The organism is Actinomyces oris (genome assembly GCF_001937665.1).
Taxonomy (GTDB): domain Bacteria; phylum Actinomycetota; class Actinomycetes; order Actinomycetales; family Actinomycetaceae; genus Actinomyces; species Actinomyces stomatis.
Genome location: NZ_MSKL01000007.1, coordinates 119,424 through 138,044, shown reverse-complemented (window position 1 = coordinate 138,044; position 18,621 = coordinate 119,424). Strand labels below are relative to the sequence as shown.

The window sequence follows — 18,621 nt, the reverse complement described above, 5'->3', positions numbered from 1 at the left end:
GCCACCAAGGATCTCGAGGTCGGGAACTGCTACAACACGGTGAGCGAAAAGTCCGGCGGCAAGGAGCCGGTCGGCGAGGTCACCGTGGTCGACTGCGCCAAGGCGCACACCTATGAGGTCATCGCCCAGACCACCTTCGGCGAGGACATCAAGGAGCTCCCCAATGAACGCGCGATCGCGTCTCTGGGCCAGGGCTTCTGCCTGGGCGAGGACTTCACCAAGTACGTCGGGATCGAGTCCGGCAAGACCAACTATCAGGTCGAGTACCTCACACCCAGTAAGGACACCTGGGCCAAGGGGGACCGCAAGATCAGCTGCGTCGTCACCCAGGGGGACAAGTCACAGGTCAAGGGCTCGGCCAAGAACTCCAAGAAGTAGTCCTCACCGCTCGTCCTCAGCGAGCCTGGGCGCGCTGAGGGCGGCGCCGTGCCCCGGCGGTGTCCGGGGACGACGGCGTACCGTAGGGAACCGGTCCGAGTCCCGCCAGCAGCTCCTCCACGGTCTCGCAGGCCTGCGGCTCGTCTCCGGCCGCTGCGGCGCCGAGGTCGCCCTCCGGTCCGAGCGCGCCGCGCTCGGAATCGGCCTGCGCCATGAGGGCGGTGGAGATCATGAGTTTGATGCGGTTGAGCTGGTTGACTTCGCTGGCGCCGGGGTCGTAGTCGATGGCGACGATGTTGGCCTGGGGGTAGCGGCGTCGGACCTCGCGGAACATGCCTTTGCCCACTACGTGGTTGGGCAGGCAGGCGAAGGGCTGGCAGCACACGATGTTGGGCACGCCGTGCTCGATGAGCTCGATCATCTCGCCGGTGAGCAGCCAGCCCTCACCGGCCTGGTTGCCCGGGGAGAGCACCTTCGATGCCTTGCGGGCCAGCTCGGCCGTGGAGACCTCGACGTCGAAGGTGCCACCGGCGGCGCGCAGGGCGGCGCGGGCCGGGGCCTGGAGCTGCTCGATGAACCACACGGCCGCCTTCTTCTTGGCCACGGACTCCCTGCCGATGCCGTAGGTGTCCGCCTCCCACTGGGCGGTCACCAGCCCGGACAGGAAGAAGGGCAGGAGGCCGGGGACGACAGCCTCGCAGCCCTCGGCCTCGATGACGTCGATGACGTGGTTGTTGGCGTCGGGCTGGAACTTCACCAGGATCTCGCCGACGACGCCGACGCGCGGGCGCCGGGGCTCGTCGCGGCGGGGCAGGTCGTTGAACTCGCGGACCATCTCGCGCAGGAGGCGGCGATAGCCGATGCGCCCGCCCCAGGTGGTCGAGCGGCCCCGGTGCTCGAAGTACTCGGCGATGATGCGATCCCAGCGCGCAACGAGCTCCTGGGTGGCGCCTTCGACCACCTCGTAGGGGCGCACTCGTAGCAGGCAGGTGTTGAGGGTGTCTCCGATGATGATGCCCTGGAGCATCTTCAGGCCCATGGTGGCGGTCAGCTCGAATCCGGGGTTGGACTCGATGCCCTGCAGGGAGATGGCCACGACCGGCACCTGCGGGTAACCGGCCTCGCGCAGGCCCTTGCGCAGCATGGCGGCGTAGTTGGTGGCCCGGCAGATGCCGCCGGTCTGGGAGATGGCCACGACGCAGGAGTCGGGGTCGTGGCTGCCGTCGGTGAAGGCGCCGATGAGCTGGCCGATAACCATGATGGCGGGGAAGCAGGCGTCGTTGTTGACGTAGCGCAGCCCCACCTCGAGGTCGTCGCGGCTGGCGGACTGAAGCAGCTCGACCTTGTAGCCCAGGCGCCGCATGAGCGGCTCCAGGGGTCGGAAGTGCACGGGGCTCATCTGCGGCATGAGAATGGTGTGGGTGGCGCGCATGGCCTCGGTGAAGACCGGGCCGGTGGCCCCCGGCAGCTCTCGCCCTCCGACGGCGACGCCCACCTCGCGCGGCCCGGCCGCCTTCTCAGTCTTGTCAGTGCCCTTCCGCGCCGACCGGTCGGCTGCCTTCGCGAAGGGCTCATCGGTGGGGGCGGTCGTGTCGATCTCGACGGCGTCGTCGACAGCGCCGTCGGCCTCCTCGGCGCGAGTGGTCTTCTCCGCCGCGCGGGCCTCGGAGGCGGCGGCCAGGGAGCGCAGGCGGATGGTGGCGGCGCCGAGGTTGGAGACCTCGTCGATCTTGAGGCTCGTGTAGACCCCACCGGCGGACTCCAGGATCTCCTGGACCTGATCGGTGGTCAGGGCGTCGACCCCACAGCCGAAGGAGTTGAGCTGGACGAGCTCGAGGTCGTCGCGGGCGGTGACGAGCTCAGCGGCCTGGTAGAGGCGCGAGTGGTAGGCCCACTGGTCGCGCACCCGCAAGCGCCCGGTGACGCCCTGGGTGGCCACGGGCTTGGGCGTGGGCAGGCCGACGCCGGTGACGTCGGACCAGTCGGCGGGCGCTTGCGGGTCGGGACGGAACTCGTCCACCCGGCGGCGCAGTGCGTCCACGGCCCGGCTGAGCGCCCCGGTGGCGACGGCGTGCTCGGCGCCGTCTCCGGCTTCGAGGGCCCCGTCCGTGCCGGGTGACGAGCCGGCCTGGCGGGCGATGGCGGCCCAGTCGGTCTTCTTGGGCTTCTTGGGCCTTGCCGATCTGGCGGGGCGCTCTCCCGGCTCAGCCCGCCCCTGTTTGCCGGCCTTGCCGGCGTCACCGGTCTCCTCGGACTTCCCGGCGACTTCGGCGGTGTCGGCGGCTGCGGCGTCGGGCTCGGGCAGGAGGGAGTCCTCGGACAGGACCGCCAGGCCCAGGGTGTTGATGACGTCGGGGATGCCGTGGTTGATCTCAGGGTCGATGTGGTAGGGCCGTCCGGCCAGAACGATGCCCTTGCGGCCGTTGTCCTCCATCCACGTCAGGGCGCGGCGGCCCTCGGTGCGCACGTCGGCCTTGAAGGCGGCGTCCTCCGCGAAGCCCGCGGCCACGGCCCGGCGGGCCTCGGGCAGGGTGACGCCCCAGTCGGCGAAGACCTCGACGAGCCGCTCAGCGAGCGTCGCGGGGTCGGCCAGATTGAGGAAGGGGGAGAGCATCCGTACGCCCGAGCCCCCCTCAACGCCGTCGGGTCCTTCCTGCTGTCCATCGCGAACGGCCTCGACGTTGTTGCGGATGACCTCGGGGTAGGTGGCCACGATCGGGCAGTTGAAGTGGTCGGCGGCGCCCTGGACGAGCTCACGCTCGTAGAACACGCAGGGGAACCAGATCGTCTTGATGCCCTTGGCGATGAGGGCCTCGATGTGCCCATGGGCGAGCTTGGCCGGGTAGCAGACGTTCTCCGAGGGGATCGTGTCCATACCGGACTCGAAGAGCTCGTGGTTGGAGCGCCCCGAGATCATGACGCGGAAGCCCAGCGAGGTGAGCACCGTGAACCACAGGGGGTAGTTCTCGTACATGCCCAGCACCCTGGGAATACCGATGTCACCGCGCGTGGCCGCGCCCTCCCGCAGGCGCCGGTAGGAGAAGGCCCGCTTGTACTTGTAGTCGTAGAGGTTGGGCAGGTCGGACTTGGTGGCGCGCCGCTCCTGAGTGGCGCCCCGCTCGCAGCGGTTGCCGGAGATGTGGCGCTGTCCGTCGTTGAAGGTGGTGATGGTCAGCTGGCAGTGGTTCTGACACAGCTTGCAGGTGGCGGTCTCGGTGGTCAGGCTGAAGCGGGAGAGCTCGCCCAGGCTCATGAGGCCCGAGGGCACTCCGTCATAGGTGGCCCGGGCGCTCAGGGCCGCGCCGAAGCAGCCCATGAGACCGGCGACGTCGGGGCGCACCACCTCCCGGCCGGTGAGCAGCTCGAAGGCCCGCAGCACCGCGTCATTGAGGAAGGTGCCGCCCTGGACCGAGACCCGTTCGCCGAGCTGGTCGGCGTCCTTGAGCTTGATGACCTTGTACAAGGCGTTGCGCACCACCGAGTAGGACAGGCCCGCACTGATCTCCCCCACGGTGGCCGACTCGCGCTGGGCCTGCTTGACCGAGGAGTTCATGAACACAGTGCAGCGGCTGCCCAGGTCCACCGGTCGTTCGGCCTGCAGGGCGGCCTCGGCGAACTCGCCGATCTCCAGTCCCATGGACCGGGCAAAGGTCTGCAGGAAGGAGCCGCAGCCGGCCGAGCATGCCTCGTTGACGCTGATGGAGTCGATGGCATCGCCCTTGATGCGCAGGTACTTCATGTCCTGGCCGCCGATATCGATGACCGAGGTGACCCCGGGGTTGAGGTAGGCCGCTGCTCGGTAGTGCGCCATCGTCTCGACCACGCCCTCGTCGATGCGCAGCGCCGCCTTGACCAGGGACTCCCCGTAGCCGGTGACGCAGGAGCGCACGATCCGCACGCCATCAGGCATCTCGCGGTGGATGCGGCGCAGGATCTCCACGGCGGCCGTCACCGGGTCGCCCTCGTTGCCGGCGTAGTGCTCCCACACGATCCGCCCGCGCCCGTCCAGGACCACGGCCTTGATCGTCGTCGAGCCGGCGTCGATCCCCAGGAAGCAGTCACCGTCCTGGTGCTCCCCGCCCGTCCTCGGCGCCGAGGCCGCACCGGGGGCCTCACCGCCGAGTTCATCGTCGGCGCCACCCGAGTCCCCCAGCGCTCCCGCCTCTTGAGCAGGCTCCTTAAGGACCGGCCAGTGGGCCCGTTCAATGTGCGCGCGGGCGTGACGCTCGCGGAAGGCCTCCAGCTCGGCGGCATCCTTGAACAGCGGGCGCATCCGAGAGGTCCCGAGGGACAGGGCCTTGCGGGTGGCCAGACGGGTGGACAGCTCCGAGATCGGCGTCGACTCACCCGAGGAGAGCAGGGCGGCACCGATGGCAACGTAGAGCTGGGCGTTGTCGGGGCAGGTGAAGGAGTCGACCTGGTCCGCCAGGGTCCGCTCGAAGGCGGCGCGCAACTGGGGTAGGAAGTGCAGCGGTCCGCCCAGGAACATGACGCGACCGCGGATGGGGCGCCCGCAGGCCAGTCCCGCAATGGTCTGGGTGACGACGGCCTGGAGGACGGAGGCGGCCAGGTCCTCCCCGGCGGCGCCCTGGTTGATGAGCGGTTGGAGGTCGGACTTGGCGAAGACCCCGCAGCGCGAGGCGATGGGGTAGAGCGTCGTGTAGCGCGAGGCCAGGTCGTCCAGGCCGGCGGCGTCGGTGTGGAGGAGCTGAGCCATCTGATCGATGAAGGCTCCGGTGCCGCCCGCGCAGGTGCCGTTCATGCGCTGCTCGGGAGTGGGGTGGAGATAGGTGATCTTGGCATCCTCACCACCGAGCTCGATGACGACGTCGGCCTGCGGATCGCACACGCGCACCGTCTCGGTCTCGGCAATGACCTCCTGGACGAAAGGCAGACCCATGAGGGCGGCCAGGGACAGCCCGGCACTGCCGGTGACCGCCCCGCGCACGACGGCACCCGGATAGGCCCGAGCGACCTCGCCCAGCAGCCGGGTCAGCTCACCGCGCACGTCCGCGTTGTGACGCCGGTACTCAGCGAACACAGGAGACACCGACGCCGTGTCAGGCCGAGCACCGGTAGGGGCCTCAGGCGAGTGCTCAGGAAGGAGAACGAGCTTGATGGTGGTCGAGCCGATGTCCAGCCCCATCCGCAGGACTGTCGGCGTGCCGTCGGCCCCGGACGCCACCGGATGCGCAGCCGACCCCGCGGCCGCGACGGATGCGGGCCTCCGCGCTCTGGAGACCGGATCGGGAACGGACATGCTTCACCTCGGCGAGCGCCTGGGCCGGCCCTCTGCGAGCCGACGACGATGTGGGCTGAGCCCTCACCGTATCGAAGAGACACACATGCCTCAACGGCGTTGAAATACCCACCCTCCCCCGCCGTCACCCACCGAGCCTCTTGGCGTCATAACGCCAAGAGAGCACTACGAGCACCCAGGACTCACACCGAAGTTCTGAACACTGTTGAATATCGCGTCAATAGACTTTTCTAAAAATACGACGCTCGTCACACATCCTCGAGGCCGTCGACCCCGACCAAGTGCTGCATTTCCCGGAGCTTCTCCATTTTCTGTCGGGCTGACAGCCAGAGGAGACGGGCGCGCTCGTAGTCTCCAGGAGTGACCAGCGACGCCCCCAACGCTCCGCCGTCGACGGCGTTACCCGAGGAGGAGACACCCGAGCCCACCCTCCTCAGCCGCGCACACCGTCGTGGGCCTCGACGTCGGCCGGACTCTGTCAGCACCCAGCCGCCCCCCACACGCGAGGCCATCCTGACCGCTGCCCGCGAGTCGTTCCTCGCCCAGGGCTACGAGGGCACGACCATCCGGGCAGTGGCTCGCACAGCCGGAGTCGACCCGGCACTCGTGTCGTACTACTTCGGCTCCAAGGGGGACCTGTTCGGGGCGGCCGTCAACCTGCGGGTGCGCGCGAGCAAGGAGATCGCAGCCGCCATCAGCGGAGACCTACGCTCAGCCGGCCCCCGGCTGGTGCGGCTGTCGCTGACCGCCTGGGACGACGCCGCTGACGGCGTCACCTTCCGCACCCTGCTGCGGTGGATGGCCACGGATATCAGCGCCCCTGAGGCGATCCAGAACTACGCCACTGAGCAGATCGCAACCCCGATGGCCGAGGCTCTTCAGCAGTCGGGTCTGTCGGGAACCTCGGCGCGCGAACGGGCCACCCTGGCCGGCTCCCAACTGGTGGGGCTAGCCATGGTCCGCTACGTGCTGCGCCTGGAGCCCATCGCCGGCGCGAGCATCGATCACCTCGTGGAGGTTGTCGGACCGACGATCCAGCACTACCTCACCGGCCGGCTGTAGCCCGAGTGAGTCGTCGGGCTCACAGGTGAGGGCTTCTCGGACAGAGACCGGCTGCATGTCCTCGCCCGGAACCATCCGGGCGCAAGAACCGGTTCGCCCCGGTGATGAGTCACCGGGGCGAACAGAAACGTACCGAGATTGCCTCGGGTCCGATTCAGAAGGTCTCGTAGCGCGCGGAACTGAGGAACACGCCGTGACCGGTCTCGGTGTTGCGGCAAGTCATGCCGGTCTCCTCGGAGCTGCACACCCAGGATCCGAAGGTCACGGACTGGCCGTACTCCACCACCTGGGGCGAGGAACCACCACCACGGAACGCTTCATCGAGAGAGAAGGCACCCTCGCTACGGCCACCGAGCTGCGGAGTTCCCCCGGAGCTGAGGTCGAACCACCACTTCGGCGAGCCCGCCTCGTCCCGGCCGTAGGTGGCGTCGGAGCGGTAGGACAGCACACCGCAGCCCGCGAAACGGGCAGACAGGTCGCAGCCGATGTTGCCCGACGGCGACACGATCATGGCGGTCTTCTCCGAGACGAGGTTGTCCGGGACGAAGGACGTGGCCTGACCGGCCGACTCGTCAGCGGGAGCGGCGGGCTCGGCGGGCGTCTGCGCGGGAGCGCCCTTGTCAGCCGGCGCATCGGCCGGCTTGTCAGCGGGCTTGTCAGAGCTGTCTGAGGGAGCCTGCGCGGGCTGGGCGGGCTCGGAGGGCTTCTGAGCCTCAGGGGCCGCCGGCTGCGGCTTCTGAGCGGACCCGGCGTGGGACCCTCCGGCGTCGTTCGTACTCCCCTGGGCCTGCGGGGACTTGGCGGCACCACCGCTCTGCGAGCCAGGAGCATCCGTCTTGCCGGAGGCCGCGGCCTTGGTGGCGCCGTTCCCACTGGCGGAGGGACGGGGCTCATCGGCCCGCGGGCTCGCTGGACGGGAGTGAGTACCGGAGGAGGGCTGCGCCGCGGAGGGGTCGCCGGAGCCCTTACCGGTGGGGCTGGGGATGCGAGGAGAGGCGTGCCCCGCCTTCTGCCCGGAGGTCGCCTTGGCGCCGGCCGTCGACTGCGCCTTCGCAGATGACGATGAGCCCGTGGTGCCCTGCTGATTGGCGTTGGAGGCACCACCGGACTGACAACCGGCCAGAAGCATGGCGGTCGAGGTGAGAACGACAAGGGACAGGGGAATGGTGAAGCCGCTTCGGCGGACCGCGATGGTCATGACTGCGGCATCCTTTCGGTCGAGGTCGGTGCAGCCAACACGGTACTAGAGCCCCGAACAGGAGGGGAACCGTCTGAAAGTCAAGCGCCCCACCGATTTCCGGCGTCAGACATCCCACCTTCCCAGGAAACCACCAGATATCGCTGCGATAACGCCAATCACGGAGAGATGACGAAACCCTCGTTCTACGGGCCACATTCCAACTAGTGAGACAGATAACGGAAGGGCCTCCGCTCCCCGGAAGGGCGCAGGAAGGTCGACCCCGCCGGACCGGCACCGCGGGCGGGCGGGATGTTGGACGACCCACGGCTCCCCCACGCACCTCCGGCCGCTTCATTCACTAGGATGTTGCCGTGATCTTCAAGGCAGTGCGAGAGAGGCCCCCTTACCCCGACCACGGGGTCACCACTCAGCGCGATTGGGCCGTCATCGCACCTCGACAGATCCGCCTGGCCGATCTCACCACCACCCGCGCGACCCTCGATCTGCGCAGCCTCCTGGATGACGACTCCACCTTCTACGGCGACCTGTTCGCCCATGTCGTCTCTTTCAAGGGGGACCTCTACCTGGAGACCGGACTGCACCGGGCGCTGCGCGCCGCCCTGCAGGGACGCACCGCGATCCACGCCCGCATCCTGGAGGTCACGGAGGACGGGGTGCCGCGGCTCGCCCCGGCGCCACCGAGCGCCTGACCCCCGCCGCCAGCACTCGGCGACCCACCCAGCAGCCTCAGGCCACGGCTCGGTCCCATGTCACATCGAGCCCACCACTGCCCGATGAGCGCCGTCGTCCATTAGTCTGGATCCGTGAGTAGTCCCGCAGATCCGCGCGCCGCGTACCGGCGGCACATGCAGCACCGTCAGGCCACCGTCATCGGCACCATCCTGGCCGTCATGGTGGTCGCGGTCGCCGTGAGCCTCCTGGTATCGCTGGGAATCCTGCCCGCCTACAACCCGGGCTTCTCGCAGCCCAAGAGCACGGCGACCTACGTGCCCCAGCCCTGCCCGCCCAGCGGCGCTAAGACCGTCGACGTCACCAACATTGAGAAGATCAACATCTACAACGGCTCCGAATCAGTGGGACTGGCCGCCACGGTGCAGCAGGAGCTGGAGGAGGCGGGCCTGACCGTCACCTCGGCGAACGACTGGCCCGGCGGCATCTACAACGGCGAGGTCCAGATCATGGCGTCCAAGGGCGGCCTGACCAACGCCTACTCCCTGGCCCAGATCTTCCCCAACTCCACGGTGCAGCTCGACAACAGCCTGTCCGACAGCGACACCACGGTCTCCGTGGTCCTGGGCAAGGAGTACCTGCAGAACGCCCTGAAGTCGGACGAGATCAAGCTTCTCGGCGCCGACAAGCCCATCACCGCCCCCAGCGACTGCGTCCCAGCGGACAAGGCCTCCACGAAGAAGCCCAGCTGATCCGGGGCCGCCGAGCCCCGGCGGGATCCATCCGACGACGGCTCCTCGCCCCGTTCGAAGACGTACTTCTCCGACGAGGACTGCGTCGTCCCCCAGATGACTGGGGTCTGACCTCAGTCATCTGGGGGAGAAGTACGTTGTGGACGGGAAACGCAGTTCCCGATTCGGAACGTCATTGCGTCTGAGACGCTAGCTCGGGTTCGGTTCCAGGATGAGGCCGGCCCGCCCCACCGGCGTCTTGAGATGTCATGGCACCCGAAGCCCTCAGGAGCCATCAGGCAACACAGCAATGCCCGAGTGGCAGCCGATGCGCTGAACGCGCACATCGGCTGCCACTTTTCTGCGGCACCTACCGACAACGCGCCTCAGGTGCGGCTCTCGCCGGCGACCTCAGCGCCGTCGGCGCTCGACGCCGTCGGGGCGTCCGCCGCTGACGCGGCCGAGGGGGAGTGGGCGGCACGGCTGGAGTAGGCCGGCCCCTCCAGCTCGGTGCCGGCCGGGGCCGAGGCCGGGGACGCCTGCTCCAAGTTGGTGCCACGCACCTTCGAGATCCAGCGCATGGCGTGGTAGACGCCGATGGCGGCCGCCGACCCGAGGGCGATGCCCTTGAAGGTCATGTCGCCCCAGACCAGGGTGTAGTCGGCAATGGCCACCACCATGGACACGGCTGCCGTGTTGAGGTTGACCGGGTCGGAGAAGTCCACACGGTTCTGCACCCAGATGCGCACCCCCAGCATGCCGATCATGCCGTACAGGACCGTGGCGGCCCCGCCCAGGACACCGGCCGGGATCGTGGCGATGACCTGGCCGAACTTCGGCAGGAGGGACAGGCCCAGGGCACTCAGCGCCGCCACCACGTAGGCGGCGGTGGAGTAGACGCGGGTGGCGGCCATGACGCCGATGTTCTCCGCGTAGGTGGTGGTGCCCGAACCACCGCCGGTGCCGGCGAGCATGGTGGACAGCCCGTCGGCGAACAGGGCCCGGCCGGTGACGTCGTCGAGGTCCTCCCCGGTCATGGCGGAGACGGACTTGACGTGGCCGATGTTCTCAGCGATGAGGACGAGCACCACGGGGATGAACAGACCCAGGTAGCGCACGTCGAAGGCCGGGGCATGAAAGTCGGGCAGCCCCACGACGGGGGCCTTGGCGACACCATCGAAGTTGACCTCCCCGCGCAGCACCGCGGTGACGTAGCCGATGAGTACGCCGAAGAGGATCGCCAGTCGCCCGATGATGCCCTTGAACATCACGGTGATGACCAGGATGGAGACGATCGTGACGACCGCCGTCACGGGGCCCTTCGTGACATTGCCCCAGGCCGCGGGGGCCAGGTTGAAGCCGATGAGGGCGACGATCGCGCCGGTGACGATCGGCGGCATGAGATGGTCGATCCAGGCGGACCCGACCAGGTGGACGATGACGCCCACCACCAGCAGGCACAGCCCCACGGAGATGATCCCGCCCTGCGCCAGGGCGGCCTTGTGGGGATCAAGGGGGACCCCACTGTCACGTGTATAGCCGGTCACGGCTCCGATGGGGGCCAGGAGCGCGAAGGAGGAGCCCAGGTAGCTGGGCAGGCGCCCGGAGGTGATGCCCAGGAACAGCAGGGTGCCCGCACCGGTGAAGAACAGCGTCGTCGCCGGGTCGAAGCCGGTCAGCAGCGGCACCAGGAAGGTCGCGCCGAACATGGCGACGATGTGCTGGACACCGATGCCGATGGTGCGCGGCCAGGAGAGGCGCTCACCGGGGGCGACGACCTCGCCCGGAGCGATGGAGCGGCCATCGCCATGCAGGCGCCAGCCGCGAGAGGGGGAAGAGGACACGAGTGAACTCCTGCCTAAGCAACGAGGGGAATGACTGTGTCCCGTGGGAAATCCACTCGCGGGAGACCCGCGGGACGCTTGGCAGGACCCGGCAGAGCCTGCCGGGACTTCAGCATAGCCCCTGCTCGGCAGACACGCGGACCGGGCTCCTCGCGGGCACCCGTCGGGCCCCTTCCGACTCATCCGCGGGAAGGATGCCGCCCCCGGGCGCCGGCGGTGCATGATGTGGGCATGAGCACCGTCGGGACCTTCCCTCCAGGACAGAGCGCGCCACGCTTCTCGCCGTGCTCGGAGCAGTACGTCGACGGGCTCCCTCCGGGATTCGTCTTCCCCGGCACTGAGAACCTCGACCCGGCAGAAATCTTCTCCGGACCCGGCTACACGGCGCCCCGTCTCCGCACCGACTCCGGGGCGACGGCCGCCCTGGTCTGCGGGCTGCTCAGCTTCATCCCCCTCGTCGGGGTCGCCGCGATCATCCTGGGCATCGGCACGCTGCGGCGCCTGCGCCACAGCTATGACTCCGGCGAGGGACTGGCCTGGCTGGGGCTCATTCTGGGAGCCGTCTCCGTCATCCTGTGGCTCTGCGTCCTCGTAGTCGTGCTGTTCGTGGCCTAGAAGGTCACACGGCCACACCCGGTCAGCAGGTCCCCTACAGTGGTCCCGTGAAGCCTTTCATCATGGTGACCACGCGCCCCGAGCACGAGGCGGCGCAGGACGAGTACGAGTCCTTCCTGGCTCAGAGTGGCCTATCTCGCGGCGATCTGCAGCACATCGCCCTGGAGGAGGTCGACTTCCTCGACTCCTTCACCGCCGCAGACGTCTCCGGGGTGCTCATCGGAGCCAGCCCCTACAATGCGGACACGCCGGCGGCTGAGAAGACCCGCAGTCAGCGCAACGTCGAGGAGCAGATCCGCGAGCTGCTCGGGGTGATCCTCAAGGAGGGCATCCCCCTCCTGGCCACCGGCGTCGCACTCCAAGTGCTGGCCGCCTACCTGGGCACCGAGGCGCAGGAGGAGTTCGGTGAGGAGCTGGGCGCCGTCGACCTGTTCCTGACGGCGGAGGGCCGCGAGGACCCGCTCCTGCAGGGACTCCCCCAGGTGGTCACGGTGTTCGCAGGTCACTACGAGGGCGTCGGAGAGGTGCCCGCGCACGCGACTCTGCTGGCGAGCTCGCCCGACTGCCCGGTCCAGATGCTGCGCGTGGGCAGGAACGTCTACGCCTGCCAGTTCAACCCCGAGCTCGACGCCGTCCGGTTCGAGCGGCGCGTCAGCATCTACGACGAGGCCGGTTACGGTGACCCGGACATGAGCGAGGACATCCTCACCCAGGCCCGGTCCTCCGAGGCGCATGACGCCGGACAGATTATCCGTAACTTCGTCTCGCACTTCACACGCAGCTGAGCTGCCACTCCCCGGGGCCGGGAGCCCCGAACGACTCAGGGGTACAGGCGCAGCTCCGGAACTGAGAGCCATGACCATCAGGACCTTGCCATGACTTACCCACCCGCCCATCCAGGACCGCCACAGGGACAGAACGGCCCGTCGAGTCCGCCGTACGCACCGCAGGCCGCCTACGGTCGGCCTCCAGTGAGTGCTCCGCAAGGCGGGATGACCTACGGGCAGGCGCCGACGCCGGCCGGTCACGGCAGCTACATGCCCCCTGAGCAGGGCGCGATCCCGACACAGTCGGTGCTTCACTCAGCTGGGGCCTCCGCCTTCCCGGGGCAGCCACCTGCGTCCGCGCACGCCTTCGCACCGCAGTACCAGCCGCATCAGCAGTACCAGCAAGGCGCGGGATCGGACACCGGAGCGGCGTACCTGAGCGGAGCGGTCACCGCACCGGGCTACCTCTCACCGGCCTACCCCACCCCGGCCGGACCGCCGCAGCTGGGCGGTGCGCGCCCGGGGGCTAGCTCATTCCAGTTCTTGGGTGCGCCACACCATGTGTCGTGGCGCGGCGCGAAGGCCGTGGCACTCGTGGTGCTGCTCGTGCTCTCCGTCACGACAATCGCGAACTTCTTCACTTCTATGAACGTGTACCTCACGGGCACCCGCACCTGGATCTCCGCCCTGATGGCCGTACTGATATACATCACCATCACACCGAGCCTGTGGTGGCTCGTCCTCGCCTTCCGCCGCCTGTTCCGAAACCAGCCCGTCTCCGAGATCACGGGGTTAGCGCTGTGGTTCGGGTTCCTGACGCTCATGCTTCCAACCGGAACGGCCCAGTCCCATCAGGTTCACGTCGACGCCGCAGTCACTGTTCTTTCTTTCGTCGTCGCCACAGTTGGAGCCGTCGCCACCGCACGACTCAACCAGAGGCTGAAGGACTCACGATCCTGGGTCGTGACCCTGGCCGTGGGCTCTTGTCAGTTCATCCTGTTCAACACGATCCTCCGTTTCGCGAATTTCGGCTGGATCGTCTACGTCTTGGTGTCCAAAGGAAAGAGCTTCACTCACTACACCTCACACCTCTGGCTGGCGTGGTCGGACTCCGGTGGAGTCGGCATTCCCCTGGTGCCCGGCCTGGCGTTCTCCACTCTCATCGCCATCCTGTCGGGCGTCAGCCTCGTCCGGGCGGCCCGAGGCTCTTACGACAGGACTTTCAAGATAACGTCCATTGCCTGCGCTTCCCTGCTGACCCTCTACAACATCGTCGTCTCCGCCGCCTTCGGAGGGCCCTCGGGCGACGGACACAGCCACGCATCATCCGAGACCGGCTTCATGCTGCTGACAGTCGTCGTCATCGGGATCATCACCATCGGTTCGACGGTGGCGGCCGCACGTCAACTCACCAACGGGGATTCTGACAGAGGCGTTCAGCAGGGACTTCATGCCAGAGGAGCGCAGGGCATGCAGAACCGCTTCAGCCGGGCTCACCGGTCCCAGGCACCGTGGAGTGGCGGGTACTGAGTCCGCCCCTCTGAACCGCAGGATTGGCACGCGACGTCACCTCGACCATCGACACCGACCGACAGGTCAAGCACAATGCCACTATGCGGCAGCCACCTCAACACCCTCAGAGCAGCCCCACCCCGACGCCGTCGACCTCCACCGGACATAGCCCGGCGACATCGTACGGCGTGATGCCGCGCACCCCGGCACCACCACCGCACGCGGCCTTCACACCGGGCCACTCGCCTCAGAGCGGGCAGCAGGCCCACCACCCCTATCTCTTCCAGGGACAGACCGCCACTCCGACGCAACCGGTGGCCCCGCATCTCTCCAGCATCGGCCAGCCCGCCAAGGGACTCATTCCACCGGACGGCTCAGCGTCGGCACCCCCCGCCGCCATTCCGCCCGCCACCCCCTCCCCCATCGCGGCGCCGACACCCCCTCACTCGTGGAGTTCCCCGCACCACCCTCCCGCACATAGCGGCCCCCAGCCCGTGACCGGTCCGCAGGCGAGACCCGTCAGCCACCCCTGGGGGCGCGACCGACTGGCCGCCCTCATGCTGACGCTGTTAGCGGTTGGGATTCACGTGATATGGACAGTCAATGACACTTCCGCACACCCCGCCTTCCCGTCCTTACGGAATGCGACATGGTGGGAATATTCTCAAGCCTTACAGTACATTCCAAACACATTAGGCGCCTGGTGGCTCATCCTTCTCCTCGTTCCCGTCATCACCATCACCAGGAACCAAGCCAGCACCATCACCACGGCAGCCGCACTTCAACTCTTCTTCGTTGACACATTAATCCTCAACAACAGCCCCATCGGCAATCCCCTGCCTATTTTATGCCTCCTGTTGACTGGTGGTGCGGCGATCTTCACAACCCTGATGGGCAGAACCACCACCCCTCCCCGACACTGGCCGGTCAATCTCGGAATGGCAGTCAATCTGTTCCTCCTAGTGACCATGGCCCATCGACTCATGAAGACATACCTGTTTTCGTCCCATCATGCACGCCTGAGCGATCACGTGGCCAATGTGTGGATGGCTCCGTCCTCCGCAAAGCTCCCGGGAATCCCAATCGCGGCCGGTATAACCATCATGATCATCGTGGCAGCCGTCGCCTCGATCAGTCTTTATCTAGGATTCTCACGCCCCACCAGTCGCGCGTTCCTCTGCACCGTTGGAGTCGCCCCAACACTCATGGCACTGGTCAATATGTATATTCTCTCCGTGTTCGGCCTGTCCGGGGCCATCACCCTCTCGGGGCTCGGCCTGACCAGCGTCGGCGCGGGCACTCATCCGCACGCGGAGTTCCGGGCCTGGATGGCGTCGATCCTCCTCGCTCTTCTCGCCATTGGCGTGACGGCACTCCTGCGCCGCCGCACCTCCGTCGTCCAGCACACGCCGGCTTCCTGGCGTACAGCACAGACCTTGAGCACGGGGGCGCCCGCCTTCGGAGCCGCCACTCCCACGCACGCAGGAGGGCCTCAGACGTACCCACCTGGAGTGAGTGGCATCACTCCCTTGGCGACATCCGTGCGCCCATCGGCTCCGAACTCCTGGTGACGGCGCACCACGTCGGTGCGTCGCCGCTCACCTGGCCACATCGCCTCACCATGTCACCAAGGAGTTCTCCCATGCGTACTCGCAAGATCGTGTCAGCCGCCCTGCTCGTTGCCGCCCTCGCCGTCGGTACCGCAGCCTGCGGTTCCACGAATGCCGACAAGAACAAGATGGAGCAGACCTCCACCCCCAGCGGCACCATGAGCGACAACAAGATGTCCGATGGCAAGATGAGTGACGACAAGACCGCCGACACCAAGATGTCCGATGGGAAGACGGCTGACAACGCCACCTCCGGCAGCATGTCGGACGGCAAGATGAGTGACGACAAGATGTCGGCCGCCCCCTCAGCCAGCGCCATGTCGGACGGCAAGTAGAAGCTGCCCCCGACGGACCGCCTCGATGCGTTGGCCCGTACCCACTGTGGTGGGTACGGGCCAACGCACTGACGAACAAGCGGAGCAGGGAGCCTGTCCTGCATACCGGAGACGTAAGAGTGGCTGAGCAGCCAGGTTAGGAAATGTATTTCCGTCGAGGAGACTTTCATTCAAGACGACTGCTTCCTGACTCCAGCCACCTATGGCAGAACGCAGCCCTCATCTAGAAAGCGACTCCCGAGGCAGAGCATGAACCGACGCCGCCCCACTCCCTGAACGCATGGATACATCTCTTCAGGGACTTAAATGACGTCGTTCCCGCCTGCTAGACTTTTCGTATGCGACTACGAGAACCGCCAGGCATACAGACCGGCCGACCTCTGACATATTATCAGCACCTCTGCACCAGGCTCCATGACTCATCATTTCCTGGGCATGAAGTGCATATCGGCACGATCGATCTGGAAACCTCAACACGGGTCATTCACGTCCACATGAAAGATGGCGTAGCCATCATATTGGCTCTCCTCATAGTCGCAGGAGATACACTGGAAGGAGTCAACCTCGACTCCTCCCCTGCCGCCATCAAGCAAGAATTACAAGAGAAGGGTCATCACAGCTCACTCTTCGACGACACGCTCGTCTTTCAGGATGCTCTTGTCGTGCTGTACTTCGACGATGACGGCGCCCCCTCATTCATGGAGTGGTACGACCCGAACTACTGGGACAGCGCCTCGTTCATTGAAGAGGCCTTTCCGTAGCCACCTCACAGCAGCCCTGAGGACACGTAAGAGCATGCATCGAGGATGCAGCGGCGACAGACTGAAGCCTTGAATCCTTAGGGCGGAAGCGGAACACGGGTCTCAAGGGCGTACAGCCTCACTGGGGCACCGTCGGGCCGGCGGCTCCTGACCCCGCTCACGCTCGAAAGTCTGGATATCGGACTCCAGCGCCGCGACGAGTCCCTCGAGCAGTCCCAGTGCCTCGTCGCTGCGGACCTGGCAGATGCGCCGAGTCGCCACCTTCGTGATCGACAGCAACCCGGCCTGCTCCAGCAGCTTGACGTGGTGGGAGACGGCGGTGCGCGACAGTGGTGAGGCCTGAGAGATCTCCCCCACCGTCTGGGGGCCGTGCTGGAGGAGATGGACGACGATCTGCTGGCGCATGGGGTCCTTGAGCGCCTCGAACATGGGGATGCAGTCATTGAGAAGGTCGATACTGCATCGGCCCACCGGCTGCTCACTCTGGTCGCTCATGGGGCGATCCATCTCAGGTCTCTACTATCCCGCCATCCTCGTCATCGCGCCGTCGTCAGCCACGCCGAGTCACCCGCCGAGGCATGAGCGCCCCAAGACCGTGGCGGCGCACCGTGAAGGCCAGCGCCGCAAGCCCGTTGCCCTGGGCGGAGGCGTAGCCGCCCAGGGCAAGCCGGTGCATCTGCATCTCGTACCAGCCGATGACCAGGACGCCGCCAAGCGCCTCATCAAGCGCCTTCACGCGCGTGGAGATGCGGGGCAACTCGATCCGGCGTCGGCCCGCGCCATCAAGAATGCGCTGCGGCAGGTCGGGAATCAGGGCCAGAGGCCGCCCGATCCCCACAAAGTCGGTCAACCCCTCGGAGACGGCCTCCTCCATGTCCGCCGCCGAGCGGAAGCCCCCTGTCAGCGCCACCGGCATGGAGACGAGCTCCTTGAGACGGCGGGCGTAATCGGCGAAATAGACACCACGACGGCGGTCCTCGGCGCTGCTGTCGGTCTCCTCGAAGACCGGCTTGCGGTAGGTGCCCCCGGAGACCTCGAGGACGTCCACCCCCAGCTCGGACAGGCGAGCCGCGACGCGCAGCGATTCCTCCTGACTCATGCCGCCAGGGTCGCCGTCGGAGGAGTTGAGCTTGACGGCAATGGGGAAGTCCGGCCCCAGGGTCTCGCGCATGCCCTGGTAGATCTCGATGAGGAAGCGCATGCGCCCCTCCAGGGAGCCGCCGTACTCATCAGTACGGCGATTGTTCGCCGGGGAGAGGAACTGGCTGATGAGGTAACCGTGGGCGGCATGGATCTCGACGCCGGTGAAGCCCGCCTTCTTGGCAACACGGGCAGTAGTGACGAAGCGACGCACGATGTCACCGATCTCCTCGCGACTGAGCTCGCGGGGCGGCTCGAAGAACTGGCTGTACCCCCCAGCATTCGGGATCTCACTGGGGGCGACAGGGTGACGGTTGACCGAGCGCGGCGACTGCCTGCCGGGGTGGTTGATCTGCATCCACAGCTGGGTGCCGTGAGCGGTTCCCGCCTGTGCCCAGCGCCGCAGCATCTCCAGGTGGGTCTCGTCCTCGATCGCGATGTTGCCGGGCTCCCCCAGGTGACGGGAGTCGACCACGACGTTGCCGGTCACCAGGATCCCGGCGCCACCGGCGGCCCAGCGCCCGTAGAGATCCACGATGTCCTGTGAGGGCCCCAGCTCAGGCGTGGCGAGAGCCTCATGCATGGGCGCCTTGAAGAAGCGGTTCTTCACGGTGACCCCGCAGGGCAGGGTGAGCGGCTCTGCGAGGACTGAGCTTGTGGAGGGCATCGGCAACCTTTCGTCGAAGCGTCGAAGCACTTTGACCTTTTGACGTCGACGACAGTACCAGCCTCTCCG

At 67.1% G+C, this 18,621-nt stretch carries 15 protein-coding genes; 10 read left to right on the top strand and 5 right to left on the bottom strand.

The window, feature by feature from the left end; genetic code table 11:
- Positions 1 to 378, top strand: a 378-nt coding sequence (locus BKH28_RS03555; protein WP_075417503.1) for a septum formation family protein, incomplete at its 5' end; no start/stop codon positions are given.
- A 16-nt stretch (positions 379 to 394) separates the two neighbouring features.
- Here BKH28_RS03555 and BKH28_RS03550 read toward each other — a convergent pair.
- Positions 395 to 5,524: an acyl-CoA dehydratase activase-related protein gene (locus BKH28_RS03550; protein WP_075417518.1), complete on the bottom strand. Its 5,130-nt coding sequence runs from the start codon at positions 5,522 to 5,524 to the stop codon at positions 395 to 397.
- A gap of 474 nt (positions 5,525 to 5,998) precedes the next feature.
- Between BKH28_RS03550 and BKH28_RS03545 the strand changes: the two genes are divergently transcribed.
- Entirely contained in the window at positions 5,999 to 6,700 is a 702-nt protein-coding gene (locus tag BKH28_RS03545) for a TetR/AcrR family transcriptional regulator (RefSeq protein ID WP_075417502.1), read from the top strand.
- Between the two features lie 154 nt (positions 6,701 to 6,854).
- On the opposite strand, the gene BKH28_RS03540 is transcribed toward BKH28_RS03545, so the two are convergent.
- Positions 6,855 to 7,898, bottom strand: coding sequence for a hypothetical protein (locus BKH28_RS03540; RefSeq protein WP_075417501.1), 1,044 nt, complete (start codon positions 7,896 to 7,898; stop codon positions 6,855 to 6,857).
- A 353-nt stretch (positions 7,899 to 8,251) separates the two neighbouring features.
- Here BKH28_RS03540 and BKH28_RS03535 point away from each other — a divergent pair, with 353 nt between their 5' ends.
- Together BKH28_RS03535 and BKH28_RS03530 are read left to right on the top strand one after the other, a co-directional pair.
- Positions 8,252 to 8,590, top strand: coding sequence for a hypothetical protein (locus tag BKH28_RS03535; protein ID WP_009398644.1), 339 nt, complete (start codon positions 8,252 to 8,254; stop codon positions 8,588 to 8,590).
- A gap of 156 nt (positions 8,591 to 8,746) precedes the next feature.
- On the top strand, positions 8,747 to 9,322 hold the full coding sequence (locus BKH28_RS03530; protein WP_081380022.1) for a LytR C-terminal domain-containing protein: 576 nt from the start codon (positions 8,747 to 8,749) through the stop codon (positions 9,320 to 9,322).
- A 365-nt stretch (positions 9,323 to 9,687) separates the two neighbouring features.
- Here BKH28_RS03530 and BKH28_RS03525 read toward each other — a convergent pair whose 3' ends face one another.
- Entirely contained in the window at positions 9,688 to 11,145 is a 1,458-nt protein-coding gene (locus BKH28_RS03525) for a uracil-xanthine permease family protein (RefSeq protein WP_075417499.1), read from the bottom strand.
- 231 nt (positions 11,146 to 11,376) lie between these two features.
- On the opposite strand from BKH28_RS03525, the gene BKH28_RS03520 reads away from it, so the two are divergent.
- From BKH28_RS03520 to BKH28_RS03495, 6 genes are all read left to right on the top strand, one after another.
- The gene (locus BKH28_RS03520; protein WP_075417498.1) at positions 11,377 to 11,760 is read left to right on the top strand and encodes a DUF4190 domain-containing protein; all 384 of its coding nucleotides are present in this window, start codon (positions 11,377 to 11,379) and stop codon (positions 11,758 to 11,760) included.
- 47 nt (positions 11,761 to 11,807) lie between these two features.
- On the top strand, positions 11,808 to 12,545 hold the full coding sequence (locus BKH28_RS03515) for a glutamine amidotransferase-related protein (protein WP_075417497.1): 738 nt from the start codon (positions 11,808 to 11,810) through the stop codon (positions 12,543 to 12,545).
- A gap of 186 nt (positions 12,546 to 12,731) precedes the next feature.
- Positions 12,732 to 14,057, top strand: coding sequence for an annexin A7 (locus BKH28_RS03510; protein ID WP_143224058.1), 1,326 nt, complete (start codon positions 12,732 to 12,734; stop codon positions 14,055 to 14,057).
- Positions 14,058 to 14,596: 539 nt separating this feature from the next.
- Positions 14,597 to 15,610 (top strand): hypothetical protein, encoded by a 1,014-nt coding sequence (locus tag BKH28_RS03505; RefSeq protein WP_075417495.1) that lies wholly within the window; start codon positions 14,597 to 14,599, stop codon positions 15,608 to 15,610.
- Positions 15,611 to 15,681: 71 nt separating this feature from the next.
- The gene (locus tag BKH28_RS03500; protein ID WP_075417494.1) at positions 15,682 to 15,984 is read left to right on the top strand and encodes a hypothetical protein; all 303 of its coding nucleotides are present in this window, start codon (positions 15,682 to 15,684) and stop codon (positions 15,982 to 15,984) included.
- A gap of 338 nt (positions 15,985 to 16,322) precedes the next feature.
- On the top strand, positions 16,323 to 16,745 hold the full coding sequence (locus BKH28_RS03495; RefSeq protein WP_256695461.1) for a hypothetical protein: 423 nt from the start codon (positions 16,323 to 16,325) through the stop codon (positions 16,743 to 16,745).
- Between the two features lie 102 nt (positions 16,746 to 16,847).
- Here the strand turns inward: BKH28_RS03495 and BKH28_RS03490 are convergent, their stop codons facing one another.
- On the bottom strand, positions 16,848 to 17,240 hold the full coding sequence (locus BKH28_RS03490) for an ArsR/SmtB family transcription factor (protein WP_075417492.1): 393 nt from the start codon (positions 17,238 to 17,240) through the stop codon (positions 16,848 to 16,850).
- Positions 17,241 to 17,295: 55 nt separating this feature from the next.
- Positions 17,296 to 18,552, bottom strand: coding sequence for an NADH:flavin oxidoreductase/NADH oxidase family protein (locus BKH28_RS03485; RefSeq protein ID WP_075417491.1), 1,257 nt, complete (start codon positions 18,550 to 18,552; stop codon positions 17,296 to 17,298).
- Between the last annotated feature and the right edge of the window lie 69 nt (positions 18,553 to 18,621).